Origin of the sequence: Neoaquamicrobium sediminum, assembly GCF_013240295.1 — a bacterium.
Lineage (GTDB): Bacteria > Pseudomonadota > Alphaproteobacteria > Rhizobiales > Rhizobiaceae > Aerobium > Aerobium sediminum.
On record NZ_JABETK010000001.1, the window covers coordinates 2,086,370 to 2,111,025 of the forward strand.

Sequence of the window (24,656 nt, forward strand, 5' to 3'; positions counted from 1 at the left end):
TCATTGTCCCTCGCCGGCTGGCGTGGCGCCGGAATTTTCACTCTCCTCGAGCTGCTTGAGAAGGTTTGCGAACCTGTCCGGCACCTCGTCGGAAACGAGATCGTCATAATATTGCTTGAGTTTGCGGCCGATTTCCGAATTCGGTCCCAGCGTTTCGGAGCTGCGCCCCGGCTTCTTATGGCCGCCCGTCGCGGCCGCTATATTTGGCTTCATGCTTATGTCTCTAGCCCCCGGTCTGTCGAACACTCAACCTCAGGTCAGCCGTTCGCACGGGCCTGCGAACGCTCGAATGGTGGGCTTCAACGTGTGTGTTTGAATATCGTTCCGCAAATGTTGGAACTTTTTTGGATGTACCGCGTTTTCGACTTTCTGAACGCCGGCCGGCTTCCGTCCTCCGGCTTTCATCCTAACGTCACTGAGGGAGACGCCATATCATGAGTTTGTCCGCAAGGATCGCGCCGCACCTTCCCTATTTGCGGCGCTTTTCCCGCGCCGTAACGGGTTCGCAGAACAGCGGCGATGCACTGGTCGCAGCAACGCTGGAAGCGATCATCACCGACGTCAGTGTTTTTCCGAAATTGTCGAGCGACAGGATTTCGCTGTATCGGGTTTTCACCGCCCTTTTCACCTCCGTGAGCATTCGCGTACCGGAAGCCGATGATTCGGCCGGCTGGGAAAGTCGTGCTGCCGCAAATCTGTCCGCTCTTGCGCCGATGCCGCGTCAGGCGTTCCTGCTCGTGGCCGTCGAGGGCTTTTCGGAAGCCGAGGCCGCCGAAATCCTCGACGTCGAGGAGGATCGTTTCGCGGAGCTGATCGCAGAGGCTAGCGACGAGATTTCGCGGCAGGTCGCGACCGACGTGCTCATTATCGAAGATGAGCCGCTCATCGCCATGGACATCGAAGAGATGGTTGAAAGCCTCGGGCATCGCGTGGTCGGCACCGCGCGCACCCACAAGGAAGCCGTGGCGCTGTTTTCGACCAAAAGGCCGAAGATGGTGCTGGCGGACATCCAGCTTGCCGATGGCTCCTCAGGCATCGATGCCGTCAACGAAATCCTCGCCGGTACGCCGGTTCCGGTCATTTTCATCACCGCTTTTCCGGAGCGGCTGCTCACCGGCGAGCGGCCGGAGCCTGCGTTTCTCGTGACCAAGCCGTTCAATCCGGACATGGTCAAGGCGCTTATCAGTCAGGCGCTGTTCTTCGACCGGCAGGCGAAGGCTGCCGCCTGACGGCAGCTCATGCTGGTCGATCAGCAATGAGGGCCGCCTGTCCGGCGGCCTTCTCTTTGTCGCTGTTTCTGCCGGAATCCTTCCGCTTGCGGCCCGGGAACAAAACGCAGAAGGCAGCGTTTTTGGAATATAAGTTCAAGGAGACACGCCATGCTTTACTGGGCTCTCGTTTTTCTCGTCGTTGCGATCATTGCCGGTGCGCTCGGATTCGGCGGCATCGCGGGTGCTTCCGCCGGTATTGCGCAAATACTGTTCTTTATCTTCCTCGCCTTCCTCGTCATTTCGCTCATTGCAGGGCTGATGCGCCGGGCAGGCTGATGTCCCGCGCTTCGATGCATCTCCGCTCGCGGTGGTGCATGGGAGAGGCGGAGTTCGCAGACCCCTCAGCTCGCACTTCGCCACCCGCCGGATGCCGCAAGTCATCGACTTTGCGGCGTCCGGCGGCGTCAATTTGGAACCGCGAGCTGCAAGTTTCGTTGCATAGTACAATTTGCGTTTTGCATCGACCGGGTAGAGCGCCATAATTCCGGGGTGGATTTATGCATACGGCGAAAGTCGGGGGATGAAGTGGAAATGAGGCGCGGCATGTTGCGCGCACTGCGCAACACGGGCATCATCGTCATCTATCAGACGCCCGACCTGCATGTGCAGTGGGGCCAGAACGTGCCTGCCGAATGGTCGTCCGACGACATTGCCGGCAAGGTCGATAATCAGTTCATGCCCGCCACGGCGATCGAGCGTATAGTCGAGCGCAAGCGCGCCGTTTTGGCATCTGGCGCACCGGAAACGCTAGAGTTCAGATCGAGTGTCGATGACGGCGGGCGCTGGTACGATATGTGGATCGATGCCGATACCGACGATGATGGCGTCATCGCTGGCGTTGTCACGACCATCGTCGAGATCACCGAGCGAAAGCGGCGGGAGCAGACACTGCGCACCTTGCTGCGTGAGGTCAGCCACAGGTCCAAGAACCTGCTGGCAATCATCCAGAGTATCGCTACGCAGACGGGCAGGTACTCGACCAGCATCGACACCTTCCTCGACAGGTTTCGCGGTCGGCTTCAGTCGCTCGCCTCTTCCCAGGATCTGGTAACATCCTCCAACTGGCGCGGTGCCATGCTGAGCGAGTTGGTGGAAGGCCAGGTGGCGCGATACAGGGGTGAGGATGACGACAGCGTCAGCCTCCAGGGTGTCGATGTGTATCTGAACCCCAACGCCGCCCTGCATATCGGGCTGGCGCTTCACGAACTGGTGGTTAATTCCATGAGCCATGGGGCGTTGGCGCGCCCCAACGGGCAGGCACATCTGACAAGTGCCTTGAACGGTGCGGGCGGAGATGGTCCGCCTACGCTCGTCCTGACCTGGAGCGAACGTACCAACGCAGCCGAGATGCAGGACGAGAAACGCTTCGGCAGTGTGGCGCTCGAACGCGTCGTTCCGCTTTCGCTCGACGGCAAGGCGGAATTCCACGTCGAGGATGATCGCCTCGACTATCGTCTTGAAGTGCCGGCAGCGAATTTCGAGGCCGACTGACCCTTTCACAAGCGAAAAAAACAAGCCGGTCGCATGACCGGCTTGTGACGAATTTCAGGGTGTTGCCTTGGTTGTCGACCGGCCGCCCATCGGAGGGGGCGATTGGGGGTGCGGGCGACCGGTCACTGACAACAAACGCACAGTGGGTGCGGTGGTTCCATGCGACGTGCATTAACTTTTCACAGGAACCGCGAGCCCCTTCGTACGTTCATTTGCGACCTTGACCTGTCATGGAGATGACGATGATTTCGCAGATGAACGCGGTTCATGAAGGTGCCCGGCTCGCGATGGGCGACCACAGGGCTGCCGATCCGCTGCTGCGGCGCCGGCGCCAGCCTGTGGCAAGTCTCCAGCAGCGGATTCTGACGACTATTGCCGGGATACTTCTGGTCGGCGTGCTCGCGGCCTTGCTGGTTGTGTGAAAGCTGCTGCGCCTACTGCGCCGGGTTGAGGCGTTCCGGCGGGATGCGGACAGTCATCTCGCCCTTGTTGGGCTCAACATAAAGAACCAACGCATACATGCTGCCGTAAACCAGACCGGCCAGGACCGCCAATATGGTCAGAAGTCGGAACAGAGTTGGCATGCATCGCCCTTGAACTTTTTGCCGATTGAACCGGTCCCGTTATGGGACGGGTGCGTTATCATTTCAAGGATCAGAACCAACGCGAACAGGCCGCGATGCTTGACGCGGTGAGGCTTTTCATGTCGATACCGCCTTCAAAGGACGGAGGCGATGGCGGACGCGATGTGTCCCGACATTTCGAGCTTGCGCCGCCGCATGCACTGCGATGCGGCATCGATGTCGCGCGGTTTCCTCGCATTGCTGAGGACGGCGTCGTGACGAACACCGGCCCGCATCTCGTTTCGACGTTGCGCGATCGCCTCGGCGATCGTGTCGTCGTTTTCGTGGGGCTGATGGGAGCAGGCAAGACCGCGATCGGGCGCAAGGTCGCGCAGGCGTTGCAGCTTCCGTTCGTCGACAGCGATCACGAGATCGAAACGGTGTCGCGTATGACGGTGCCCGAGCTATTCGAGCGCTACGGCGAACCGGAATTTCGCGCACTCGAACAGCGTGTCATCGAGCGTTTGCTGCGTGAAGGTCCGCGGGTGGTTTCCACCGGAGGCGGCGCCTTCATGAATGCGCAGACGCGCGAGGCGATCGCAGAGCACGGCATCTCAATCTGGCTCAAGGCCGATCTCGACCTTTTGATGGAGCGCGTGGCGAAGAAGCAGAACAGGCCGCTGCTTCAGAATGCGGACCCGCGCGCGATCATGGCCAAGCTTATGGCGGACCGGTATCCGGTCTATGCGCTTGCCGATGTCACGGTGGAGACCCGCGACGCGAAACGCGAACTGATCATGGACGAAGCCATCCAGGCCCTTGGCGACCATCTGGAGCGGTTTGCCACCCGTGACGAAACGAGAACTGCTTGATGACCACCGACACGCCAGACATACGCACAGTTCACGTTGCCCTCGGCAGCCGCGCCTATGACATTCTCATCGGCGGCGGTTTGCTGGCTTCAGCCGGCGATACACTCGCCAGGCGTTTTCCCGGTGCGCGGGCAGCGATCGTCACCGACGAGAACGTCGCTGCCCGGCACGCGGCCACCCTCAAGCAAAGCCTGGAAGGCGCAGGTATCGCGACGGCGACGATCACGATCGTGCCGGGCGAGCGCAGCAAGAGCTTCGCCGTGCTTCAACAGGTCGTCGACGAGGTGCTTGCGGCGCGGCTCGAGCGCGGCGACATCGTTATCGCGCTCGGCGGTGGGGTCGTCGGCGACCTTGCTGGTTTCGTCTCGGGCATCGTGCGTCGCGGCATGGCCTTCGTGCAGGTGCCGACCTCTCTGCTGGCGCAGGTGGATTCGTCCGTCGGCGGCAAGACCGGCATCAATACCACGCATGGCAAGAATCTGGTCGGGGTCTTCCAGCAGCCTGGGCTCGTCATCGCCGACAGTGACGTCCTCGACACGCTGCCCGAGCGCGAGTTCCGCGCCGGCTATGCCGAGGTGGTCAAATACGGCCTCATCGACCGGCCCGATTTCTTCGCCTGGCTGGAAGCCAATTGGCGGGACATCTTCTCCGGCGGCTCCGCGCGCGTGGAAGCGATCGCCGTCTCCTGCCAGGCCAAGGCCGATGTCGTGGCGCGCGACGAGTTCGAGGCGGGCGACCGTGCGTTGCTGAACCTCGGCCATACTTTCGGCCACGCGCTTGAGGCTGCGACAGGCTATGACAGCGCGCGTCTCGTCCATGGAGAGGGCGTTGCGATCGGCATGGCGATGGCGCATCGCTTCTCGAGCCGAATGAACCTGGCAAGCCCCGACGATGCAGCCCGTGTCGAGGCCCATCTCTCGGCTGTCGGCCTGCCAGTCGCGGTCTCCCAGATTTCGGGCGATTTGCCGGGCCCGGAGCGTATGCTCGACTATATTGCCCAGGACAAGAAGGTCTCGCGCGGCTCCCTGACCTTCATCCTGACACGCGGCATAGGCCGTTCCTTCGTAGCCAGGGACGTGCCGGCCTCGGAAGTGCTGTCATTCCTGAAGGAGAACCTGCCCTCATGACCCTGGAGATGTGGCTCACGCTCGCGGCGATCGTGGTGCTGATCGCCATGTCGTTCCTGTTTTCCGGCACGGAGACCGGCATGACCGCGGTATCGCGTGCGCGCCTGCACTCGCTGGCCAACAGCGGCGACAAGCGCGCAATCCTTGTCGAGCGGCTGATAGAACGCCGCGACCGGCTGGTGGGCGCGCTGCTGATCGGCAACAACCTCGTCAACATTCTCGCCTCGGCGCTGGCGACTAGCTTGCTGCTTTCGATCTTCGGCCAGAGCGGCGTCGTCTACGCCACGATTGCGATGACGGTCACGCTGGTGATCTTCTCCGAGATACTGCCGAAGTCGTGGGCGCTGGCCAAGCCGGAGCAGTTTGCGCTTTTCGTGTCGCCGTTCGCCAGATTGGTGGTTCTGTTGTTCGGCGCGCTGTCGACCGGTGCAAACTGGATCGTGCGTCACCTGCTCTCGCTGTTCGGCGTCAGCCTCGCCCGCGACGATTCGATGCTGTCGGCGCACGAGGAACTGCGCGGCACAGTCGCCGTGCTTCATCGCGAGGGCTCCGTCGTCAAGCAGGATCGGGACCGCATGGGCGGACTGCTCGACCTGCACGAACTCGAAGTCTCTGACATCATGATCCACCGCACCAATATGCGCATGGTGAATGCGGATGATCCGTCAGAAACGCTGGTGCGCGAGATCTTGCAGAGCCCGCATACGCGCATGCCGTTATGGAAGGGTTCGACGGAAAACATCGTCGGCGTGATCCACGCGAAGGATCTGTTGCGTGCGCTCAACGAGGTCGGCAACGACTTTGCCAAGATCGATATCATGAAGGTGGCGTCTAAGCCCTGGTTCGTGCCCGACACCACGTCCCTGCAGGATCAGCTTAACGCGTTCCTGCGCCGCAAGTCGCATTTCGCGATCGTCGTCGACGAATATGGCGAAGTGGAAGGGCTGGTGACGCTCGAAGACATCATCGAGGAGATCGTCGGCGAAATCGCCGACGAGCACGATGTCGAGATGCAGGGCGTGAAGCAGGAGGCCGACGGTTCGGTGGTCGTCGAGGGGTCCGTGCCGATCCGCGATCTCAACCGTGCGCTCGACTGGAACCTGCCCGACGAAGAAGCGACCACAATCGCCGGCCTCGTCATTCACGAAACGCAGTCGATCCCGGAGGAGAAGCAGGCCTTCACCTTCCACGGAAAGCGCTTCATCGTGATGAAACGCGACAAGAACCGCATCACCCGCATCAGGATCAGACCAGCCGAAGGGGCGTAGGGGAGCGAGCATGCCCCGACCGAAGCTGCATAGCGACGATGAAATCCTCGAAACGGCCCAGGCCGTGCTGTTGCGTAAGGGACCATCGGATTTCACGTTATCGGACGTTGCCGTTGCCGTGGGCCTGTCGCGCGCCGCGTTAATTCAGCGATTCGGCGACAAGGCCACGCTCCACGCTCTGGTCATGGAACGGATGACGCAGGAAGTTCGCGACTATTTTGTGCAAGCGCCATCCGAGCCGGGTTTGGGACCGCTGTGGTTCATGCTCAAAGACCTCATTGCCGGGATGGGCACCGGCGAGGGCAGCGAAGCCTATCTCCTGCTTCTGTGGGGCGACGTCCGCGACCCCGCTCTGCGTGTGCTTGCGAACGAGCGCAACGAACTGGTCAGGGGTGCGATAGAAGTGCGGCTTCCAGCCGGCCCACATGAGCCTTTCAAAACGTCGCTGCTTATTCAGGCCGTCATTCAGGGAAGCTGCATGCAGTGGATGGTCGCCCGTGATGGGGACCTCGCTTCGTTCATGACTCAAAGCACCGCCAATGTGCTGTCGGTACTGTACCCCGATCAGGAGTTTCCGGCAGCGCCATAGCTACAGCCGCTTGAATATAACTTACGCGTCGGTTATTTATGTAGCGATTGTCACCTATGTGTGGTGACGCCGCACGGACCGACCATGCACCTCTCAGAACTCAAGTTGGATGACAGCCTCGAGGGCGGGAGCCCTCGTGTGCATGCTCTCGACCTCACAGCCAGACAGTTCGATATGCTGGCCGCGGCATATGGCACAACAATAGACTATCGGGACCTGTTCTCACCGCAGCGTGATTTGCCAGGTCGACTGCGTGACTGGGCCGACAAATCGGGGATCAGACTACGGAAGCTCTCGACCAGAGCCCGGGAGCGTGGAAGCAGGTCTGAAAAGGTGCTGTTTGGGCTCGACGACGGCTATGCGATCGAAACCGTTCTCATTCGCCGCCGCGATGGCATGACTGCTTGTGTTTCCTCACAAGTGGGTTGCGCATTCGCCTGCCGCTTCTGCGCGTCCGGTCAAGCGGGCCTCAAAAGAAACCTGAGCGCCGGCGAAATCGTCGAGCAGGTCGTCAGAGCCGGCCCCAAGGTCAATCGCATTGTTTTCATGGGAATCGGCGAACCGCTGAACAACTATGCCAATGTTCTGGATGCAGTACGAATCCTGCGGGACAGGCGCGGCATGGCGCTTCCGACGTCGGGGATAACTGTCTCGACGATTGGTATTCCCAAGGCTCTGCGAAGCCTTCGCGAGGAGCATCTTGCGATCAATCTGACGATTTCGCTGCACGCGACGACACAGGAGGTGCGGGATCGCCTCATCCCCGGAGCGCGCAAACATGCCTTGCGCGAGGTGGTCGCCGGCGCGCTTTCATGGGCGCAGCGGCACAACCGTGTGGTGACCTTCGTCTATCTCGTTCTGCCGGGCATCAACGATACCCACGCGGATCTGCAGCGGCTGATCTCTATGTTTTCAGGCCGGCCGGCCCGTATCAATCTGATGCGATGGAATCCGGTCGACTCGGTCGACCTGGCGCCCACCAGCGATGACCGTCTCCGATTTTTCCGCCAGAAGCTTGAAAGGGCAGGCGTGCCGGTGGTCGTGCGCGACACGCAGGGACGTGACATCGGCGCTGCGTGCGGGCAACTGTGGCTCCGCGACCTTACCGGCATCAGGATAGGCTGACGGGCTTCACCATCGCGTCTTTTCGCCCGGCGCCGCGGGCTCGATCGCGAGCGCGTGGACGCTTGCAGCCAGCTCATCGGCCAGGAGCGCGTTGACTGCGCGGTGACGCTCTATCCTGCTCATCTTTGCGAAGGCCTCTGCCACGATACGGACACGGAAATGGGTTTCACCCGTGCCGTCGAACGTCTCGTGGTGGCCGGACTCCGTATGGTGGTGTCCCGCGTGCAGGTGGCTCTCGTTGATGACGGCGAGGCGTTCCGGTGAAAAGGCCGCGGCAAGCTTCGCTTCGATCGTGGACTGGATGGACAAGGTCGGTTTCCTTCACCATATGAGGACGGTTCCGCACCGCCGACATCGTTTCGATTCATGCGGTTGGGGGATGATCCCGCAAATGTCAATTCTTGTATCGCACTGCGAAGAGACCATAATCGTCTGGCTGCTTCGGCTCAGGAACGGATGAAACCGTATTCAAAATATTTCGAGAAGATCAAAGTCCGCCGCGACCCGCAGGCGGAGCTGAAGTCGCACGCGCCCATATGTCAGTGGGATGGTTGCGAGGAGGCGGGCACCCATCGCGCACCCGTGGGCCGCATGCGCGAGGGCGAATATTTCCAGTTCTGCTTCAACCATGTGCGCGAATACAACAAGGGTTTCAACTACTTCTCGGGGCTGGCCGACAGCGAGGTAGCGCGCTACCAGAAGGAAGCGATGACGGGCCACCGGCCGACTTGGAAACTGGGCGTCAACGGTCATGCACGCTCCACGCCAGACTACGCGCAGAAGCGCTCGGGTGCGGCGGGCTATTACAATCGGGTGCGCGATCCGTTCGGCATGTTCGGCGGCGAGCCGGATCCGGAGCGTCCGCGGACGCGCAAGCTGAAAACGCTTGAGGCCAAGGCGCTGGAAACGCTTGGACTTGAGGCCAGCGCGACTGGCGCGGCCATAAAGTCGCGCTATAAGGAGCTCGTGAAGCGCCACCATCCGGATGCGAATGGCGGCGACAGGGGTTCGGAAGACCGGTTTCGCGATGTTCTTCAAGCTTACCGCGTGCTCAAACAAGCAGGTTTGTGTTAGCGACGCGGTCTGCTAAAGACGGCCCCCGAAGATGACAGGAACACTGGCGGCAGCGTTGCTTCCGCGTGTGGAGGCATGATGAACAAGCACGATCGCGACATCGCAAACCTTCCCGACACCACCGTCTCGGTGAAGGACACTTTCGGTTTCGAGTCCTCGATGGTGGTGCCGGCCTATTCGGACGCCAACGAACATGTGCCGGACGTCGATCCGGACTATCTGTTCGACCGTCAGACCACGCTCGCCATCCTCTCGGGCTTTGCCTACAACCGCCGCGTGATGGTCTCCGGCTATCACGGCACAGGCAAGTCGACCCATATTGAGCAGGTCGCGGCGCGGTTGAACTGGCCCTGCGTACGCATCAACCTCGACAGCCATGTCAGCCGTATCGACCTCGTCGGCAAGGACGCCATCGTCGTCAAGGAAGGCATGCAGGTCACGGAATTCCGTGATGGCATCCTGCCTTGGGCCTATCAGCACAATGTCGCGCTGGTCTTCGACGAGTACGACGCCGGCCGGCCCGACGTGATGTTCGTCATCCAGCGTGTGCTGGAATCGTCCGGCCGCCTGACGCTTCTCGATCAGAGCCGCGTCATTCGTCCGCACCCGGCATTCCGCCTGTTCGCCACCGCCAATACGGTCGGCCTCGGCGACACGACCGGCCTCTATCACGGCACGCAGCAGATCAACCAGGCGCAGATGGACCGCTGGTCCATCGTCACCACGCTCAACTACCTGCCGCATGACAACGAGGTCGAGATCGTCCTGGCGAAGGCCAAGCACTTCCGCACCGAGAAGGGGCGCGACATCGTCAACAAGATGGTGCGGGTCGCTGACATGACGCGGTCCGCCTTCATCAATGGCGATCTGTCGACCGTTATGAGCCCGCGTACGGTCATCATGTGGTCCGAGAACGCCGAGATATTCAACGATGTCGGCTTTGCCTTCCGCCTCACATTCCTGAACAAGTGCGACGAGCTGGAGCGCGCCGTCGTGGCCGAGTTCTATCAGCGCGCCTTCGGCGAGGAATTGCCGGAAAGCGCTGCAAACGTGGTGCTGGGGTAGCCGTTGGCGGGCCCAGGCGACAATACGCGCAACAAGCCCGGCAAGGGCGGCGACACCGACGCGTTCAAGCGGGCGGTGTCGGTCTGCATGCGCGCGCTTGCCGGTGACGGTGAGCTCGAAGTCGCCTTTGCCAAGGAGAAGCCGGCGCTGGCAGGCTCGCGCGCGCGCCTGCCCGACCTGCCCAAGAAGGCTTCGGCCGCAGACATTGCCGTCACGCGTGGGCTCGGCGATTCGATGGCGCTGCGCCGCGCCTGTCACGATCCCCGCGTCCATACGCGCCTTGCGCCCGAGGGCAAGCAGGCGCGCGCCATCTTCGACGCCGTCGAGCAGGCACGTGTAGAGGCGATCGGCAGCCGGGCGATGCAAGGCGTGGCCGACAATATCGGCTCGATGCTGGAAGACAAATACGCCAAGGCAAACCTCGCCGACGTCGCCGACCAGGCCGACGCACCGCTGGAGGAAGCCATCGCGCTGATGGTGCGCGAGAAGCTGACTGGCCGTGAAGCGCCGCGCAGCGGCCAGCGCGTCGTCGATCTCTGGCGCAAGTGGATCGACGACAAGGCCGGCGGCGACATTGCCGGGCTCGCCGACAAGCTGGACGACCAGCAGGCCTTTGCCCGCGTCGTGCGCGAGATGCTCGCCTCGATGGAAATGGCCGAGGAGCTGGGCGAGGACGAGCAGAGCCAGGAATCGGAAGACGAAGAAAACGAGCCGCAGGGCGAGGAAAGCAGCGAGCAGGGCGGCGAGGACGATTCAGGCTCCGAGCAGTCGCAGGCCGAGGAAAGCGACAGCGCCAGCGAGGATGAGGAGACCGGCGAAACGGAATCCTCGGAAGCCAGCGCCGACGAGCTTTCCGATGACGAGGACCTCGACGCCGAGACGCCGGGCGAAGCCAAGCGGCAGGACAACCCCTTCGCGAACCTGCCCAAGGAGATCGATTACAAGATCTTCACCGGCGCGTTCGACGAGACGGTCGGGGCCGAGGAGCTTTGCGACGAAGAGGAGCTGGAGCGCCTGCGCGCCTTCCTCGACAAGCAGCTCGCCAATCTGCAGGGCGTGGTCGGCCGGCTTGCGAACCGCCTCCAGCGCCGCCTGATGGCGCAGCAGAACCGCTCCTGGGACTTCGATCTGGAAGAGGGTGTCCTTGATACTGCGCGTCTGATGCGTGTCGTTATCGACCCGATGCAGCCGCTCTCATTCAAGTGGGAGCGCGACACCCAGTTCCGCGACACGGTGGTCACGCTGGTGCTCGACAATTCGGGCTCCATGCGCGGTCGCCCGATCACCGTCGCCGCCACTTGCGCCGATATTTTGGCGCGCACTCTGGAGCGCTGCGGCGTTTCGGTGGAAATCCTCGGCTTCACCACCCGCGCCTGGAAGGGCGGACAGTCGCGCGAGAAGTGGCTCAAGGAAGGTAAGCCCGCCAATCCGGGTCGGCTCAACGACCTGCGTCATATCATCTACAAGTCGGCGGACGCGCCCTGGCGGCGCGCCCGGCGCAATCTCGGCCTGATGATGCGCGAGGGCTTGCTGAAGGAGAATATCGACGGCGAGGCGCTTTTGTGGGCGCATCAGCGGCTGATCGCGCGGCCCGAGCAGCGCAAGATCCTGATGATGATCTCGGACGGCGCGCCGGTCGACGATTCCACGCTGTCGGTCAATCCGGGCAATTATCTGGAGCGGCATCTGCGCGCCGTGATCGAGCTGATCGAGACGCGTTCGCCGGTGGAGCTTCTGGCGATCGGCATCGGCCACGACGTGACGCGCTACTATCGCCGCGCCGTGACCATCGTCGATGCGGAAGAACTGGCCGGCGCCATGACCGAGCAGCTTGCCGCACTGTTCGGCGAAGAAAACCAGCGCGATGCGCGGCGTGTCGCCCGTCGCGGGCGATGAGGCGTTTTCACGCGGCGCTTGGCGCCGTGCTGTTGTTTCTGACAGGCGGAGCGGGCCATGCGCAGGAAGGCGCACCCGAACCCGTCGAGCTCCAGAGTTCCCAGATCACGCGGTTCGCGCTCGGCTCGGCCGAGACACGTTTCGGGTCGCTCGAATTCGTTGGCGGGCTCGAGCTGAGCGCGCAGGATCGCCGTTTCGGCCAGTTTTCCGGTATGCGCTTTCTGTCGGCGGGAAGCGTGTTTCTCGGCGTTGCCGATCACGGTTACTGGTTCCGCGGGCGCATCGAGCGCGACGGCGCTCATGTGCCGGTACGTGTCAGCGATTTCAGCCTGCAGGCGATGGTCGACGCCAACGGGAATATCGTGGACGCAAAGGAAGACAAGGATGCCGAGGGCCTGGAGGTCCATGACGGCATCGCCACGGTCGCCTTCGAGCGCGATGCGCGCATCGTCGAATATGCCATAGGCCCGGATGGGATGGCCGGCCCGCTGCGCGAGATCGACTTCGTCGTGCCGCGCCACGAGCTGCGCTACAATCAGGGCTTCGAGACCGTCGCGCGCGCACCCGATGACAGCGCGCTCGCCGGAGCCCGCATCGTGGTCGCAGAACGCAGCATCGATACCGAAGGCAACATCTTCGCCGCGATTGTCGAGGGTCCGCAGCGTGGCATCTTCAAGGTTCTGCGCAGCGACGATTTCGACGTCACCGACGGGGCATTCCTGCCCGGCGGCGACCTTCTGCTTCTGGAGCGACGCTTCTCGATCGCACAGGGCGTGGCGATGCGGCTGCGACGGATCGAGGCGGCAAGCCTCATGCCGGATGCGTTGGTCGACGGCACCGTATTGATGCAGGCCGATCTCGCCTACAGGATCGACAACATGGAAGCGCTGGACGTCTGGCAGCGCGAGGACGGCGAGACGATCATCTCGCTCGTCTCCGACGACAATCAGTCCTTCCTGCAAAGGACCATCTATTTGGAGTTCCGCCTGCTGGACTAGGTTGTGCGTCCTTCGAGGCTCGCTCCGCTCGCACCTCAGGATGAGGACTGTAGTGCATCGCTCCTGCATGATGGTGGGTTCGAGGGTGGTCTTGTCGGCCTTTATCGAGCCCACCGCGAGCGGGTTCGATCAAACCACATCCCTCATCCTGAGGTGCGAGCGGAGCGAGCCTCGAAGGACGCACCAAAGCCAAGGCCGCTGTGCCGCTACTGCAGCGCCCTTTGCACCTTGGTCCTGATCTCGTTGAGCGTGAACGGTTTCGGCACGACGTCGATGATGATGTCGGCAAGGTCCGCGGCGCGTTCGCGTTGCTCGGCATAGCCGGTCATCAGCAGGATCCTGAGACCCGGGAATTCGCTGGCGGCGCGCTTGGCCATCTCGATGCCGTCCATGGCAGGCATGCGGATGTCGGAGAGTACGAGGTCGTAGCCGCCATCGGCGCTGCGGATCGATTCGAGCCCGAGATCGCCGTCTTCGGCAGTCTCGACCTCATGGCCGCCGGCCGCGATGGCGCGTGCGGTGAAGGCGCGCACGGATTCGTCATCCTCGACGATCAGTATCCTGGCCATGCCTCAGGCGTCTCCCTTGACCACGCCGACAAACGGCAGCTCGCGAAAGGCGTGCGCGACGTCCATGCCGTATCCGACCACGAAATAGTCGGGGCAGTCGAAGCCGACGAAGTCGGCCGTCAGGTCGGTCTGGCGCTTGCTGTGCTTGTCGAGCAACACGGCGATCGAGACGCTCTTCGCCCCGCGCGACATCATCAGTTCGCGTGTGAACTTCAGCGTCTTGCCCGATTCGAGAATGTCGTCGATCAGAAGCACGTCGCGGCCGGCGACTTCGTTGTCGATGTCGCGCAGCACCTTCACCTCGCCGGAGGTGGTTCCGGTGCCGTAGCTGGAGATGAAGATGAACTCGACTTCCGGCGACAGCCCGGTGTCGTGCATGGCGCGAATCAGGTCGGCCGCAAAGATGAACGAGCCCTTGAGGATCGAGATGACCAGCAGGTCCTCATAGTCGCGCTCGGCGATTTCCTTGGCCAGTTCCAGATTGCGTCGTGCGATGGCCGAGGCGCTGAACAGAACCTCGATTTCCTTGCCGCGTACCACAGGCATCAGCGGTTACCTTCCCGGAAGCTGACCGAAACGGATTTCACGCCGTACCTAGGTGCCTCCAGGCGGCTCGAAAAGGAGTAGCGGTCGCCTGGCTGCAGTTCGGCGCCGTTTGTCCCCAGAAAATAGTGCGTTGCCGCGCCTTTGTTATCGGTGACCATGATTTCGATCGGCGGCACCGGACTGGCGCTCCCGCCGTGGTTTTCGGCAAGTCCGTCGATGAACAGCACATCGCGACCGTCACGGTTCTCGATCCGGCTCTTGACCTCGCCGATCCGCAGCGGCTGCAGCCGCTCGGAAGGGGCGGGAAGCACGACGTTGCGCACAAGCGCATGGCCGCCGGAAATCCAGAAGGCGAGGATGACAAGGGTGAGACCGAAAGACCAGAAGAGGGGCCCGCCCTGCCTGCCGCGCGGTTCATCCTGCGCGGCGGCGATATCGGCCTTGAGAAAATCCATGCCTGTTGCCGGCGCGACAGGCTCGAAGCCGCGCGGACTGGCATTTGCCGGACCGTCAACCGTTTCGTATTCCGCGTCCGTGACATCGGCCTTGCGCACGTTTCCGCTGCGTATGGCCTCGCCTGTCATGATTTCGCCGGAAACCGGGCGTGCCTTGTCGTCCTCGTTCATGCGGCCGGCCGTCCTTTAGCGTGGTGCTCCTGCAGGCAGTAGACCGAAATGGTTAATGCTTCGCTGCGGAAACACCCTTCAGACGTGGAATTTAACCCGGCCTTAACCATGCCGATGGATGTTCGGGCTTGCCCCGTTCCGCCGAAACGCAACCGGCCAATCGCAAGACGTAAGGACTCCCGGTGATCCGATTCGAGAATGTCGGCCTTCGCTATGGCATGGGACCGGAGATCCTCCGCGACATCTCATTCGATCTGCCTGAACGCTCGTTCCAGTTTCTGAGCGGCCCGTCGGGCGCCGGCAAGACCACGCTGCTGCGCCTGCTGTTCCTGTCGCTCAAGCCGACGCGCGGGCTCATCACGGTCTTCAACAAGGATCGCGCGCGCATCACACGTCGCGAACTGCCGATGCTGCGGCGGCGCATCGGCGTCGTGTTCCAGGACTTCCGCCTGCTCGACCACATGACCACCTACGAGAATGTGGCCTTGCCCCTGCGTGTGCGCGGGCGCGAGGAGGCCACGTATCGGTCGGACGTGATCGAGCTTCTGAAATGGGTGGGTCTGGGCGAGCGCATGCATGTGCTGCCGCCCGTGCTGTCGGGCGGCGAAAAGCAGCGCGCGGCAATCGCGCGGGCGCTGATCGAACAGCCGGAAATCCTGCTGGCGGACGAACCGACGGGCAATGTCGATCCGCCGCTGGCGCGCCGGCTTCTGCGCCTCTTCATCGAACTGAACCGGCTGGGAACGGCGGTGGTCATCGCCACCCACGATCTCGGCCTGATGGAGCAGGTCGACGCACGGCGCATGATCCTCGCTGACGGGCGGCTGGAAATCCATGATTGACCGGGATCCAGCAGAAGAGGCCGAGCACGAGGAAGCGGCCCCGGCACGTCCCGAGCGCACGCCGCGCAAGTCTGCGCCGATCGTGCCGCCGCAAAACGTTGCCGGCAGTGCGCTGATCCTCGTCATCGCCATCATGACGTTCCTGTCATGCCTGACGCTTGGCGCGGTCACGCTGGTGCGCGACACCGCGGCGACATGGCAAACCCAGATTGCCCGCGAGGCGACGATCCAGATCAAGCCGGCCGAAGGTTTCGACATGGAGGCGGGCCTGGCCACCGCGCAACGCATCGTGTCGGGTTTCGCCGGCGTGCGCTCGGCCTCGATCGTCGGCGCCGAGGCGACGGTCAGGCTGCTCGAACCGTGGCTTGGCTCGGGCCTCGACATCGACGAACTGCCCGTACCGCGTCTCGTGATCGTGACGATCGATCCGGCATCGCCGCCGGATTTCGCCGCGATGCGTACAGCGCTCAGCGCTGAAGTGCCTCAAGCGTCGCTCGACGATCACCGCACCTGGGTCGACCGGCTGGTCGCCATGGCGCGCACGACCGTGACAATCGGCATTTCGGTGCTGGCACTGATGCTTGCAGCCACCGTGCTTTCCGTCGTCTTCGCCACGCGCGGTGCGATGGCCGGCAATGGCCACATCATCGAGGTGCTGCATTTCGTCGGGGCCGAAGCGCGCTTCATCGCCGGCGAGTTCCGCCGCCATTTCCTGCTCACGGGCATGAAGGGGGCCGCGGCGGGTGGATTGGCCGCGATCATTGTCTTAGTTGCCTTCTCATGGTGGTCTTCGCGCAACATGGCGACGCCCGAAGCCGATCAGGCCACGGCGCTGTTCGGCAATTTTGCAATCGGTACAGCGGGTTATGCAGGTGTGGCCCTGGTGGTTGTCGCCGTCGGTGCGCTGACTGCAGCCACATCGCACCTGACGGTGGTTTCCTATCTAGGAGACATCGATGCCCGTCATCATGACGGTTGAAAGCTGCTGAAACTCTTTCAGAAGCGGCTATTCATTGCCGCAATTCGCAGTTAACCATGGCACTATGAAGGGGCCCGTAAGGACAGTTGCGCCACAGAGGCGCTGGCTGCGCGCGCTTGCCGTCTCGGCAGTCGTGCTTCTGTGCGGCTGTCTTGCGTTTCTCGGCGGGTTTGCGGCCTTTTCGACGCATGTGGCCCGACTCGCCACGCCTGCCGAGCCGCGCGATGCCGACGCCATCATCGTCCTGACCGGCGGTGAGAAGCGTCTCGACGCGGCATTCGACCTGCTTCGCTCGGGCAAGGGGCAGCGGCTGCTCATCAGCGGCGTGAACCCCTCGGCGCGCGTGGTCGACCTGCAACAGGCGACGGGTGGAGACCCGGATCTCTTCGCTTGCTGCGTCGATATCGACCGCGCCGCGCTCGATACGATCGGCAACGCCGAAGAGAGCGCCAAATGGGTGACCAGTCATGCCTATGGCAGCGTCATCGTGGTCACCAACAATTATCACATGCCGCGCAGCCTGCTCGAACTGAAGCGTTTGATCGGCGACACCGACCTGCTGCCCTATCCGGTCGTAAACACCCGCCTCGATGGTGGAGAGTGGATGACCAACCGTGATGCGCTGCGGGTGCTGTTGACCGAATACGCAAAATATCTCGCGGCAGTGGTGCGCGGGGCGTTCCCGCGTCTGGGCTCGCAGCAGGCCGGCATGGTGGAGGTGACGGCGCCTGCTTCCGCCGAAATGGTCCAATAGGACCCGCTCGGGCCGCGACGCATTCCCCTTTGCGGCTGCTTGGTGTAACCAGACCTCCGCACGACAACCCCTCAGGCCGGTCCCCATGCTCGTCGTCAGGTCGCTGGCGTTCAACGTCGCCTTCTATGTCAGCCTTATCGTCCAGATGATCTTCTGGACACCGTTCTATTTCATCGCGCCGCGCCACCTCGCCTGGTTCGTGCCGAAATTCTGGGCGCGGTCGAGCCTCAAGCTGCAGGAATGGATCGCCGGCACCGAAAGCCGGATCGTAGGCATGGAAAACCTGCCGGAAGGGCCGTTCATCCTGGCGCCCAAGCACCAGTCCTTCTGGGATACGATCTCGTTTTTTCCCTACCTGCGCGACCCGGTCTACATCCTCAAGCGCGAGCTGATGTGGATCCCGATGTTCGGCTGGTACGTCGGCAAGATGCGCATGATCCCGATCAACCGCGGCAGCCGCTCCAAGGCGCTGAAACAGGCGCTGGTGATTGCGCGCGAGCGCATGGCAGAGAACCGGCAGCTCATTATCTATCCGGAAGGTACGCGCCGCGCGCCCGGCGACGAGCCGGCCTACAAATGGGGCATCGTCGAAATCTACTCGGCGCTGGGTGTTCCCGTGGTGCCTGTTGCGCATGTCGCGGGTCTCTACTGGCCGCGCCGCAAGTTCCTGCGGTTTCCGGGCGTCATCCATGCCCGCTTCCTGCCTCCGATCGAGCCGGGGCTGGGAAAGGAAGCGTTCATGGAGCGACTGGTTTCCGAAACCGAGGCTGCCTGCGATGAACTGCTGGTCGAGGCCGCGCGTTCGGCCAACCCACCGCAGATGCCGCCCACGGCCGTAAAGCGGCTCAGGGAACTCGGGGTGGAACCGCCGGCTGCGAGGGACTGAGGCGCTCGGCGACCCGCTCCAGCCAGTGATCACGGATGCCCAGTGCCCTCAAGTGGCCGATCGTGTTCAGCACATACTCCTCGTTCGGGCCGGACTGGCCGACCGAGCTGCGGACGGTTCGCGCTGCTTCATCGACATCGACGCGCGCTGCATATTGCAGGTGATGACGGTCGACGACGTAGGTCACGGCTTCAACCGTGTCGCCGCTGTCGAGCCTGATAGGAAGCCTTTTTTCCAGGTAGACGTTTGTGACGAGCTCGCGTTCGCGCAGATAGGCCATTACCTCGCCGGAAAGATCGTCCGGGACACGGAAGGCGAGGCCGAGGCAGGATCCACCACGATCCAGACCCAGCACAAGGCCCGGCCGATCCGGAGTTCCGCGGTGGACGTGCGAGCGCACGCACAGCGCCCGGCGATAGCCCATGAGACGCGCCCTGTGCGTTTCGGTATGGGCAAAACCCGGCCGCCACATCAGCGAGCCATAGCCAAACACCCAAAAATCGCCCATATCGCCTAACCACACTGAATGCACCGGACAGTTCCGGGGCGAGGGGTAGCGAGAGCGAGGGCATGGCGTCAAGCGGTGCAGGACGACCCAATTATAGCAGACGGTTCTTCTGGTTCGCGCTGGCGATCGTGCTGGCGGTCGTGCTTTATTCGTTCGGCTGGCACTATGCTTCCCGGCGTCTGGTCGACGAGGTCAACGCGACCGTGGCTGGAGTTAACCGCGATGGGCGCCGCGCGAGCTGCGAAAACGCCGAGGCGCGGGGCTATCCGTTCCGCATAGGCGTGTTCTGCCGGTCGGTGATGTTCGAGGACGGACGAAACGGCATCGGCTTCCGGGCACGGCAGTTCCGCTCGGCCGCACAAATCTATGCGCCGAAGCACATCATAGGCGAACTCGACGGGCCGGCGACACTGCAGGTGCCGGGTCTCAACGCGCTCGATCTGACCTGGTCGAGCCTGCAGGCCAGTGTGCGGCTCGCCTTGCCGCTGCCCGAGCGGATGTCGATGGAAAGCCGCGACCTGGTGGTAAGGCTGGATGAGCCGGGCGACCTGTCACCGCTTCTCGGGCAGGCGGAGAGCTTCCAGCTTCACATGCGACCGGCCGGCGCAGACCTCGATCTGGCCGCCCGTTTTTCCTCTTTGCTGCTCGATGCCGAACTGGTCGGTGCAACCACCCTGCCACCGCTCGACGGGCTGGTGGACGTGTCGCTTGCCGGATGGGCGGAACCGATCGAGGACCGTCGCAGCCTGCGTGGCCGCTCGGGCACGATCCGCAACATTACGCTCTCGACGGCTGAAGGAGCGGGCGTGACGATCACCGGACCTGTGGTGATCGACGAGGCGGGGCTTGTCGACGCCGAATTGAGCGTCACGGTGCGCGAGCCTCAGGCGCTGGCCAGCATCCTGGCCGAGCTGATGCCCGAATCCCGTAGCGAAATCGAGCTCGCCATGACGGGACTGTCGGCGATGGGAGACACGCCCACATTGCCGCTGCGTATCGACGGCGGCGAAGTACGTCTGGGCTTCCTGTCGCTGGGCTCGATACCGCCGCTCTGAAGTTCAGCGCTTTTCCGGATGGGAGGCGACGAAGCGGCCGAAGTCTGGCGCGTCGATTTCCTGCCCGGCCTCGATGATCGAGCGGCGCACGGCTCGCGTTCGCGTGAACATCTCGAACAGCTTGTCGCCGTCGCCCCAGCGGATCGCGCGCTGCAGCGAGGCGAGGTCCTCGGAGAAGCGCGACAGCATCTCGAGGATCGCGTCCTTGTTGTGCAGGCACACGTCGCGCCACATGGTCGGGTCGGAGGCCGCCAGTCGCGTGAAGTCTCGGAAGCCGGAGGCGGAATATTTGATGACCTCCGACTTGGTCACCGTTTCCAGATCGTCGGCGGTGCCGACGATGTTGTAGGCGATGATATGCGGCAGGTGCGACACCATCGCCAGCACCATGTCGTGGTGCTGCGGGTCCATCGTGTCGATGTTCGAGCCGCATTCGCGCCAGAAGGCGGCGAGCCGATCGACAGCTGCTTCATCGGTGCCTTCCAGAGGCGTCAGGATACACCAGCGGTTTTCGAACAGTTCCGCAAAGCCGGCATCAGGACCGGACTTTTCCGTGCCCGCGAGCGGGTGGCCGGGAATGAAATGGACGTGTTCCGGCATGCGCGGCTGCATCTGCGCGATCACCGACGCCTTGGTCGAGCCGACATCGGTCACGATGGCGCCCGTCTTCAGCGACGATGCGATGAGCTCCGCCACCGCGCCGGAAGAGCCGACAGGCACCGAAACAATGACGAGGTCGGCTTCCACGACCGCTTCGGCGGGATCGGACAGGTATCGGTCCCCGAGGCCGAGCTCCGCGGCGCGCGCCAGCGTTTCTTGGCTCCGGGTCGAAATGACGATCTCGCCGGCAAGATTTTCCTGGCGGATCTTCCGCGCCAGTGACGAGCCGATGAGGCCGATGCCGATCAGCGCGATCCGGTCGAACATGGGGTCGGACATGGTTCAGTCTTTCAGAAATTCGGAGAGGGCGGCGACAACGCCGCGATTGGCTTCCTCCGTGCCGATCGACATGCGCAGCGCGTTGGGAAAGCCGTAGGCGGCGACACGGCGCAGCAGATAGCCGCGCGCGCTCAGATACTCGTCGGCTGCGGCCGCCGAGTATCGTGCGTCGTCCGGGAAGTGGATGAGGATGAAGTTGCCGACGCTGGGCGTGACCCTCAGCCCAAGCTTGCGCAGTTCCTCGCTCGTCCAGTTGCGCCACTCCTCGTTGTGGGCCGCGGAGCGCTCCACATGCGCGCGGTCGAGCATGGCAGCGACACCCGCCTCGATCGCCATGGCGCTGACATTGAACGGATCGCGCACACGCTCCAGCACGTCGACGACATGTTGCGGCGCATAGATCCAGCCGATACGCGCGCCGCCCAGGCCATAGACCTTGGAGAAGGTGCGGGTCATGACGACGTTGGCGGAACCGGCGACGAGCTCGACGCCCGCTTCGTAGTCGTTGCGGCGCACGAATTCGGCGTAGGCGGCGTCGATGATGAGCAGCACGTCCCTGGGCGCAGCGCTGCATGCAGCCGGCGTATCTCGCCGAAGGGCAGATAGGTGCCGGTTGGGTTGTTGGGATTGGCGAGGAACACCGCTTTCGTCTTCGGCGTCACGGCGGCAAGGATTGCGTCGACGTCGGCGCGTTCGTCGGTTTCCCCGGCCACGACCGGGGTGGCGCCGGCCGCGCGGATGTAGATCGGATAGGCAAGGAAGCCGTGCTCGCTGTAGATCGCCTCGTCGCCGTCGCGCAGATAGGTGCGCGCCATCAGGGCGATGGCCTCGTCCGAGCCGTTGAAGGCCATTACATTGGCCGCGTTCAGCCCATGCACGCTGGCAATCGTCTCGCGCAGGCGCGTCGACGAACCATCGGGATAGAGTTCCAGCCGGTCGGCGATCGCGCGCACGGCCTCTACCGCCTTCGGCGATGGCCCGAGCGGGTTCTCGTTGGCCGACAGCTTGTGAACCTTCGCAACACCTGCCGGCGCATGGCTCTTGCCGGGCACGTAGGCATCGATCTCCATCACGCCGGGGCGCGGTTGCGGGCGAAGCTCGGTGGTCATGGGCGTATTCCAGCTTGAAGGGCCGCCTGCCTCTAGCAAGCTTTGCCGTTGACGCAAAGGGCGGGCAGGCCTAAAAGCAAGATCAGACCCGTGGTGATTTGGCCGGTCGGCTTGCAGCCACGTTAAACAAGTTGCTAAAGGGCCGTTTGCAACATGTCCGTTGGGACCGGCCGCGAATTCGCCGCCGGTTTTTTTGTTTTTGGAGTGTTTGCAGTGCCGATCAAGATCCCCGACCAGCTTCCCGCCCGAGACGTACTGGTGCGCGAGGGCGTGTCCGTCATGGACGAGCGCTCGGCGTTGCGGCAGGACATCCGGCCGCTGCAGATCGGTCTGCTCAACCTGATGCCCAACAAGATCCGCACGGAGACGCAGATTGCCCGGCTGATAGGCGCGACGCCGCTGCAGGTGGAACTGACGCTGGTGCGCATCGGCAATCACAAGGCCAAGAACACGTCCGAAGAGCATCTCATCACCTTCTACCAGACGTGGGAGGAGGTCCGGTCGCGCAAGTTCGATGGTTTCATCGTCACTGGGGCGCCGATCGAGCTGCTGCCTTTCGAGGACGTCACCTACTGGGACGAATTGACCAAAATCCTCGACTGGACGACGACCAACGTGCACTCGTCCTTCTTCATCTGCTGGGGCGCCATGGCTGCCGCGTGGCATTTCCACCGCGTGCCCAAATACACGCTGGAGAAGAAGGCGTTCGGCGTTTACCGCCACCGCAACCATGCCCCGGCGTCGCCTTTCCTCACCGGGTTTTCCGACGATTTCGCCATACCGGTCTCCCGCTGGACGGAGGTTCGCAGCTCCGATATCGCGGCCAATACCGGGCTGGAGCTGTTGATGGAGTCGGATGCCACCGGCCCTTGCATGCTTGCCGAGAAGACCGGCAACCGGCTCTATATGTTCAACCACATCGAATACGATTCCACCTCGCTGAAGGAGGAGTACGACCGCGATGTCGCGGCCGGTTCGCCGATCGAGGTGCCGCACGAATATTACCCGGGCAACGATCCGGCGCGACCACCGCTCAACCGCTGGCGCTCGCATGCGCATCTGCTCTTCGGCAACTGGATCAACCAGGTCTATCAGACGACGCCGTACGACCTGGCGGAGCTCGGCGGCAGCTCGGAGGCGGTGGTGGCCTGATCACGCAGCCGGCCGTTGCTTCAGCCGGCCGGCTTCCTGCGCCGCTGCGATCGCGGCTTGCTTTCAGGGATCGGCGTCTTGAAGACGATCTCGCGGTGCGGGTAGGGATCGCGATGCCGGCCTCCTGAAAGGCATCCCACAGCGCCAGCAGCACCTTTCCGCGCACGTTCGTCAATCCCTGCTGTGGGTCCTTGATCCAGAAGCGCAGAACGAAGTCGAGCGAGGAATCGCCGAACTCGGTCAGCCAGCAGACCGGCGTCCGGCTGGCCTCGACGCGCGACACGGTCATTGCGGCCTTGATCGCTAGTTCGGAAACCTGATGCGGGTTGGCATCGTAGGAGACGCCGAACTTCACGTCGAGCCGCACCAGCTCATCCGAGAACGACCAGTTGATCACCTGCTGCGTGATGAAATCCTCATTGGGGATCAGATATTCCCGGCCGTCGCGGGTAACGATGGAGACGAAACGTGCGCGCAGATCGCGGATCCAGCCGAAGGTTTCGCCCAGCGATATCGTGTCGCCGGGCTTGATCGACTTGTCGAGCAGGATGATGATGCCAGAAACGAAGTTGGACACGACCTTCTGCAATCCGAAGCCGACGCCGACGCCGACCGCGCCTGAAAAGACCGTCAGTGCCGTCAAATCGACGCCGACCGCCGACAGCGCGGCGGTGCCGGCAAGCACGATCAGCGCGAACTTGACGATCTTGCCGATGAGTACCCGCAGCGAGGGCGTCAGGTCGCTTGCAGCCTTCACCCGGTCGTCGATCATGTTGCCGATCATCACGGCCAGCCAGATCGCGGCGATCAGCAGCAACGTCGACTTGAGCAGCAGAAGAACGGTCAGCCGCGTTGTGCCCAGCGGCAGTGCAATGCTCTCCAGCGCCAGGGATGCGTCGTCGTCAAGGTCGAGAATGGTCAGGCAGGCATAGATCCAGGCCAGCCACTGCACCAGCCGCGCAGCGAACCTGTTGCGGATAATGCGTGATGCGACGGTAACGACCAGCCAGGCAAGCGCAAGCGACAGCGAAATCGACACCAGCACGGTGTTGCTCGGCCAGGTGACGCGATTCAGCACGACGAGCGCAGCCGCCTGGAAAGCGACGAACAGGATCCAGTCGACCCGCCGCAGCAGCGCCACCAGAACGCGCAGCATCGCCGGCTGGCCGCGTATCTGCCGGGCGCGCTCCTCGAGTGAGGCTTCGAGGCGGCGGGCGATGAGTTTCGCCGCAAGGAACAGGAGCGCGATGAGAACGAGCTGGTAGGCAAACCAGGGCCGCATCGCGTATTCGAGCCATGACTGGCCGGCGTCGACGAGTTCCTGAGGCATCAGCGATCCTCCCTCTTGGGAG

At 63.0% G+C, this 24,656-nt stretch carries 28 protein-coding genes, 1 pseudogene and 1 riboswitch; of the genes and pseudogenes, 19 read left to right on the forward strand and 10 right to left on the reverse strand.

Translation table 11 applies throughout. The features are described from left to right. A complete protein-coding gene (locus HK436_RS10185; protein WP_173189332.1) occupies nucleotides 1-213 on the reverse strand; it encodes a NepR family anti-sigma factor in 213 nt (70 codons plus the stop codon). A 221-nt stretch (nucleotides 214-434) separates the two neighbouring features. Between HK436_RS10185 and HK436_RS10190 the strand changes: the two genes are divergently transcribed. From HK436_RS10190 to HK436_RS10205, 4 genes are all read left to right on the forward strand, one after another. Further along, on the forward strand, nucleotides 435-1,229 hold the full coding sequence (locus HK436_RS10190; RefSeq protein WP_173189333.1) for a response regulator: 795 nt from the start codon (nucleotides 435-437) through the stop codon (nucleotides 1,227-1,229). Between the two features lie 150 nt (nucleotides 1,230-1,379). Further along, nucleotides 1,380-1,547: a DUF1328 domain-containing protein gene (locus tag HK436_RS10195; protein WP_173189334.1), complete on the forward strand. Its 168-nt coding sequence runs from the start codon at nucleotides 1,380-1,382 to the stop codon at nucleotides 1,545-1,547. Between the two features lie 267 nt (nucleotides 1,548-1,814). Further along, a complete protein-coding gene (locus tag HK436_RS10200; protein WP_244648647.1) occupies nucleotides 1,815-2,762 on the forward strand; it encodes a sensor histidine kinase in 948 nt (315 codons plus the stop codon). A 242-nt stretch (nucleotides 2,763-3,004) separates the two neighbouring features. Further along, the gene (locus HK436_RS10205) at nucleotides 3,005-3,184 is read left to right on the forward strand and encodes a hypothetical protein (RefSeq protein ID WP_173189336.1); all 180 of its coding nucleotides are present in this window, start codon (nucleotides 3,005-3,007) and stop codon (nucleotides 3,182-3,184) included. Nucleotides 3,185-3,196: 12 nt separating this feature from the next. Here HK436_RS10205 and HK436_RS10210 read toward each other — a convergent pair whose 3' ends face one another. Further along, nucleotides 3,197-3,346 carry a histidine kinase gene (locus HK436_RS10210; RefSeq protein ID WP_173189337.1) on the reverse strand — a complete coding sequence of 50 codons (150 nt, stop codon included), beginning with the start codon at nucleotides 3,344-3,346 and terminating at the stop codon, nucleotides 3,197-3,199. Nucleotides 3,347-3,600: 254 nt separating this feature from the next. On the opposite strand from HK436_RS10210, the gene HK436_RS10215 reads away from it, so the two are divergent. The 5 genes from HK436_RS10215 (at nucleotide 3,601) to rlmN (ending at nucleotide 8,306) form a co-directional block, all read left to right on the forward strand. Next, complete coding sequence (locus HK436_RS10215; RefSeq protein ID WP_312860539.1) at nucleotides 3,601-4,197, forward strand: shikimate kinase; 597 nt, start codon at nucleotides 3,601-3,603, stop codon at nucleotides 4,195-4,197. Further along, entirely contained in the window at nucleotides 4,197-5,324 is a 1,128-nt protein-coding gene (gene aroB, locus HK436_RS10220; protein WP_173189339.1) for a 3-dehydroquinate synthase, read from the forward strand. The genes HK436_RS10215 and aroB overlap by 1 nt, the downstream gene beginning before the upstream one ends. Next, nucleotides 5,321-6,592, forward strand: coding sequence for an HlyC/CorC family transporter (locus HK436_RS10225; protein WP_173189340.1), 1,272 nt, complete (start codon nucleotides 5,321-5,323; stop codon nucleotides 6,590-6,592). The genes aroB and HK436_RS10225 overlap by 4 nt, the downstream gene beginning before the upstream one ends. Nucleotides 6,593-6,602: 10 nt before the next feature. Continuing rightward, complete coding sequence (locus tag HK436_RS10230; protein WP_173189341.1) at nucleotides 6,603-7,181, forward strand: TetR/AcrR family transcriptional regulator; 579 nt, start codon at nucleotides 6,603-6,605, stop codon at nucleotides 7,179-7,181. 174 nt (nucleotides 7,182-7,355) lie between these two features. Further along, the gene (rlmN, locus tag HK436_RS10235; RefSeq protein ID WP_244648649.1) at nucleotides 7,356-8,306 is read left to right on the forward strand and encodes a 23S rRNA (adenine(2503)-C(2))-methyltransferase RlmN; all 951 of its coding nucleotides are present in this window, start codon (nucleotides 7,356-7,358) and stop codon (nucleotides 8,304-8,306) included. A gap of 6 nt (nucleotides 8,307-8,312) precedes the next feature. Here the strand turns inward: rlmN and HK436_RS10240 are convergent, their stop codons facing one another. Further along, nucleotides 8,313-8,615, reverse strand: a complete 303-nt coding sequence (locus HK436_RS10240; protein ID WP_173189343.1) for a BolA family protein — start codon at nucleotides 8,613-8,615, stop codon at nucleotides 8,313-8,315. Nucleotides 8,616-8,762: 147 nt separating this feature from the next. Here HK436_RS10240 and HK436_RS10245 point away from each other — a divergent pair, with 147 nt between their 5' ends. From HK436_RS10245 to HK436_RS10260, 4 genes are all read left to right on the forward strand, one after another. Then, nucleotides 8,763-9,380 carry a J domain-containing protein gene (locus HK436_RS10245; RefSeq protein ID WP_173189345.1) on the forward strand — a complete coding sequence of 206 codons (618 nt, stop codon included), beginning with the start codon at nucleotides 8,763-8,765 and terminating at the stop codon, nucleotides 9,378-9,380. A 78-nt stretch (nucleotides 9,381-9,458) separates the two neighbouring features. Continuing rightward, nucleotides 9,459-10,445: a cobaltochelatase subunit CobS gene (gene cobS, locus HK436_RS10250; RefSeq protein ID WP_173190099.1), complete on the forward strand. Its 987-nt coding sequence runs from the start codon at nucleotides 9,459-9,461 to the stop codon at nucleotides 10,443-10,445. 3 nt (nucleotides 10,446-10,448) lie between these two features. Next, nucleotides 10,449-12,341 carry a cobaltochelatase subunit CobT gene (gene cobT / locus HK436_RS10255; protein ID WP_173189347.1) on the forward strand — a complete coding sequence of 631 codons (1,893 nt, stop codon included), beginning with the start codon at nucleotides 10,449-10,451 and terminating at the stop codon, nucleotides 12,339-12,341. Then, nucleotides 12,338-13,339 carry an esterase-like activity of phytase family protein gene (locus HK436_RS10260; RefSeq protein WP_173189349.1) on the forward strand — a complete coding sequence of 334 codons (1,002 nt, stop codon included), beginning with the start codon at nucleotides 12,338-12,340 and terminating at the stop codon, nucleotides 13,337-13,339. Before cobT ends, HK436_RS10260 begins: the two co-directional genes overlap by 4 nt. 206 nt (nucleotides 13,340-13,545) lie before the next feature. Here HK436_RS10260 and HK436_RS10265 read toward each other — a convergent pair whose 3' ends face one another. From HK436_RS10265 to HK436_RS10275, 3 genes are read right to left on the reverse strand one after another with little or no spacing between them, the layout of a single operon-like run. Then, the gene (locus HK436_RS10265) at nucleotides 13,546-13,908 is read right to left on the reverse strand and encodes a response regulator (RefSeq protein WP_173189351.1); all 363 of its coding nucleotides are present in this window, start codon (nucleotides 13,906-13,908) and stop codon (nucleotides 13,546-13,548) included. A gap of 3 nt (nucleotides 13,909-13,911) precedes the next feature. Continuing rightward, complete coding sequence (hpt, locus tag HK436_RS10270) at nucleotides 13,912-14,454, reverse strand: hypoxanthine phosphoribosyltransferase (protein WP_173189353.1); 543 nt, start codon at nucleotides 14,452-14,454, stop codon at nucleotides 13,912-13,914. Next, nucleotides 14,454-15,080, reverse strand: a complete 627-nt coding sequence (locus HK436_RS10275) for a hypothetical protein (protein ID WP_173189355.1) — start codon at nucleotides 15,078-15,080, stop codon at nucleotides 14,454-14,456. Before HK436_RS10275 ends, hpt begins: the two co-directional genes overlap by 1 nt. Nucleotides 15,081-15,262: 182 nt before the next feature. Between HK436_RS10275 and ftsE the strand changes: the two genes are divergently transcribed. The 4 genes from ftsE (at nucleotide 15,263) to HK436_RS10295 (ending at nucleotide 18,541) form a co-directional block, all read left to right on the forward strand. Beyond that, a complete protein-coding gene (ftsE, locus tag HK436_RS10280; protein WP_173189357.1) occupies nucleotides 15,263-15,922 on the forward strand; it encodes a cell division ATP-binding protein FtsE in 660 nt (219 codons plus the stop codon). Further along, nucleotides 15,915-16,901, forward strand: coding sequence for a cell division protein FtsX (locus HK436_RS10285; protein WP_173189359.1), 987 nt, complete (start codon nucleotides 15,915-15,917; stop codon nucleotides 16,899-16,901). The genes ftsE and HK436_RS10285 overlap by 8 nt, the downstream gene beginning before the upstream one ends. Before the next feature lie 64 nt (nucleotides 16,902-16,965). Next, nucleotides 16,966-17,655, forward strand: a complete 690-nt coding sequence (locus HK436_RS10290; RefSeq protein WP_173189361.1) for a YdcF family protein — start codon at nucleotides 16,966-16,968, stop codon at nucleotides 17,653-17,655. Nucleotides 17,656-17,740: 85 nt separating this feature from the next. Further along, nucleotides 17,741-18,541, forward strand: coding sequence for a lysophospholipid acyltransferase family protein (locus HK436_RS10295; protein WP_173189363.1), 801 nt, complete (start codon nucleotides 17,741-17,743; stop codon nucleotides 18,539-18,541). On the opposite strand, the gene HK436_RS10300 is transcribed toward HK436_RS10295, so the two are convergent. Beyond that, on the reverse strand, nucleotides 18,501-19,049 hold the full coding sequence (locus HK436_RS10300; protein ID WP_173189365.1) for a gamma-glutamylcyclotransferase: 549 nt from the start codon (nucleotides 19,047-19,049) through the stop codon (nucleotides 18,501-18,503). The two genes, HK436_RS10295 and HK436_RS10300, sit on opposite strands and share 41 nt — an antisense overlap. Nucleotides 19,050-19,111: 62 nt before the next feature. Here HK436_RS10300 and HK436_RS10305 point away from each other — a divergent pair, with 62 nt between their 5' ends. Further along, nucleotides 19,112-20,104 carry a DUF2125 domain-containing protein gene (locus HK436_RS10305; RefSeq protein ID WP_173189367.1) on the forward strand — a complete coding sequence of 331 codons (993 nt, stop codon included), beginning with the start codon at nucleotides 19,112-19,114 and terminating at the stop codon, nucleotides 20,102-20,104. A 3-nt stretch (nucleotides 20,105-20,107) separates the two neighbouring features. Here HK436_RS10305 and HK436_RS10310 read toward each other — a convergent pair whose 3' ends face one another. Then, nucleotides 20,108-21,043, reverse strand: a complete 936-nt coding sequence (locus tag HK436_RS10310) for a prephenate/arogenate dehydrogenase family protein (protein ID WP_173189369.1) — start codon at nucleotides 21,041-21,043, stop codon at nucleotides 20,108-20,110. Between the two features lie 3 nt (nucleotides 21,044-21,046). Then, nucleotides 21,047-22,152 (reverse strand): annotated as a pseudogene (gene hisC, locus HK436_RS10315) (histidinol-phosphate transaminase). An 80-nt stretch (nucleotides 22,153-22,232) separates the two neighbouring features. Further along, nucleotides 22,233-22,310, forward strand: a riboswitch (SAM riboswitch). A 55-nt stretch (nucleotides 22,311-22,365) separates the two neighbouring features. Here hisC and metA point away from each other — a divergent pair. Further along, nucleotides 22,366-23,304 carry a homoserine O-acetyltransferase MetA gene (gene metA, locus HK436_RS10320; RefSeq protein WP_173189371.1) on the forward strand — a complete coding sequence of 313 codons (939 nt, stop codon included), beginning with the start codon at nucleotides 22,366-22,368 and terminating at the stop codon, nucleotides 23,302-23,304. On the opposite strand, the gene HK436_RS10325 is transcribed toward metA, so the two are convergent. Further along, nucleotides 23,231-24,634 (reverse strand): mechanosensitive ion channel family protein, encoded by a 1,404-nt coding sequence (locus HK436_RS10325; protein ID WP_173189373.1) that lies wholly within the window; start codon nucleotides 24,632-24,634, stop codon nucleotides 23,231-23,233. The genes metA and HK436_RS10325 overlap by 74 nt on opposite strands. Between the last annotated feature and the right edge of the window lie 22 nt (nucleotides 24,635-24,656).

What these genes read in the sequence shown, in the direction of transcription:
- HK436_RS10295 (WP_173189363.1), top strand. Translation starts at nt 17,741, where the DNA reads ATGCTCGTCGTCAGGTCGCTGGCGTTCAACGTCGCCTTCTATGTCAGC.
- aroB (WP_173189339.1), top strand. Translation starts at nt 4,197, where the DNA reads ATGACCACCGACACGCCAGACATACGCACAGTTCACGTTGCCCTCGGC.
- HK436_RS10205 (WP_173189336.1), top strand. Translation starts at nt 3,005, where the DNA reads ATGATTTCGCAGATGAACGCGGTTCATGAAGGTGCCCGGCTCGCGATG.
- HK436_RS10275 (WP_173189355.1), bottom strand. Translation starts at nt 15,080, where the DNA reads ATGAACGAGGACGACAAGGCACGCCCGGTTTCCGGCGAAATCATGACA.
- hpt (WP_173189353.1), bottom strand. Translation starts at nt 14,454, where the DNA reads ATGCCTGTGGTACGCGGCAAGGAAATCGAGGTTCTGTTCAGCGCCTCG.
- HK436_RS10310 (WP_173189369.1), bottom strand. Translation starts at nt 21,043, where the DNA reads ATGTCCGACCCCATGTTCGACCGGATCGCGCTGATCGGCATCGGCCTC.
- HK436_RS10290 (WP_173189361.1), top strand. Translation starts at nt 16,966, where the DNA reads ATGAAGGGGCCCGTAAGGACAGTTGCGCCACAGAGGCGCTGGCTGCGC.
- HK436_RS10285 (WP_173189359.1), top strand. Translation starts at nt 15,915, where the DNA reads ATGATTGACCGGGATCCAGCAGAAGAGGCCGAGCACGAGGAAGCGGCC.
- HK436_RS10210 (WP_173189337.1), bottom strand. Translation starts at nt 3,346, where the DNA reads ATGCCAACTCTGTTCCGACTTCTGACCATATTGGCGGTCCTGGCCGGT.
- HK436_RS10230 (WP_173189341.1), top strand. Translation starts at nt 6,603, where the DNA reads ATGCCCCGACCGAAGCTGCATAGCGACGATGAAATCCTCGAAACGGCC.
- HK436_RS10200 (WP_244648647.1), top strand. Translation starts at nt 1,815, where the DNA reads ATGTTGCGCGCACTGCGCAACACGGGCATCATCGTCATCTATCAGACG.
- HK436_RS10260 (WP_173189349.1), top strand. Translation starts at nt 12,338, where the DNA reads ATGAGGCGTTTTCACGCGGCGCTTGGCGCCGTGCTGTTGTTTCTGACA.
- HK436_RS10190 (WP_173189333.1), top strand. Translation starts at nt 435, where the DNA reads ATGAGTTTGTCCGCAAGGATCGCGCCGCACCTTCCCTATTTGCGGCGC.
- HK436_RS10325 (WP_173189373.1), bottom strand. Translation starts at nt 24,634, where the DNA reads ATGCCTCAGGAACTCGTCGACGCCGGCCAGTCATGGCTCGAATACGCG.
- HK436_RS10185 (WP_173189332.1), bottom strand. Translation starts at nt 213, where the DNA reads ATGAAGCCAAATATAGCGGCCGCGACGGGCGGCCATAAGAAGCCGGGG.
- HK436_RS10225 (WP_173189340.1), top strand. Translation starts at nt 5,321, where the DNA reads ATGACCCTGGAGATGTGGCTCACGCTCGCGGCGATCGTGGTGCTGATC.
- HK436_RS10195 (WP_173189334.1), top strand. Translation starts at nt 1,380, where the DNA reads ATGCTTTACTGGGCTCTCGTTTTTCTCGTCGTTGCGATCATTGCCGGT.
- HK436_RS10245 (WP_173189345.1), top strand. Translation starts at nt 8,763, where the DNA reads ATGAAACCGTATTCAAAATATTTCGAGAAGATCAAAGTCCGCCGCGAC.
- HK436_RS10305 (WP_173189367.1), top strand. Translation starts at nt 19,112, where the DNA reads ATGGCGTCAAGCGGTGCAGGACGACCCAATTATAGCAGACGGTTCTTC.
- HK436_RS10300 (WP_173189365.1), bottom strand. Translation starts at nt 19,049, where the DNA reads ATGGGCGATTTTTGGGTGTTTGGCTATGGCTCGCTGATGTGGCGGCCG.
- rlmN (WP_244648649.1), top strand. Translation starts at nt 7,356, where the DNA reads ATGCTGGCCGCGGCATATGGCACAACAATAGACTATCGGGACCTGTTC.
- cobS (WP_173190099.1), top strand. Translation starts at nt 9,459, where the DNA reads ATGAACAAGCACGATCGCGACATCGCAAACCTTCCCGACACCACCGTC.
- HK436_RS10265 (WP_173189351.1), bottom strand. Translation starts at nt 13,908, where the DNA reads ATGGCCAGGATACTGATCGTCGAGGATGACGAATCCGTGCGCGCCTTC.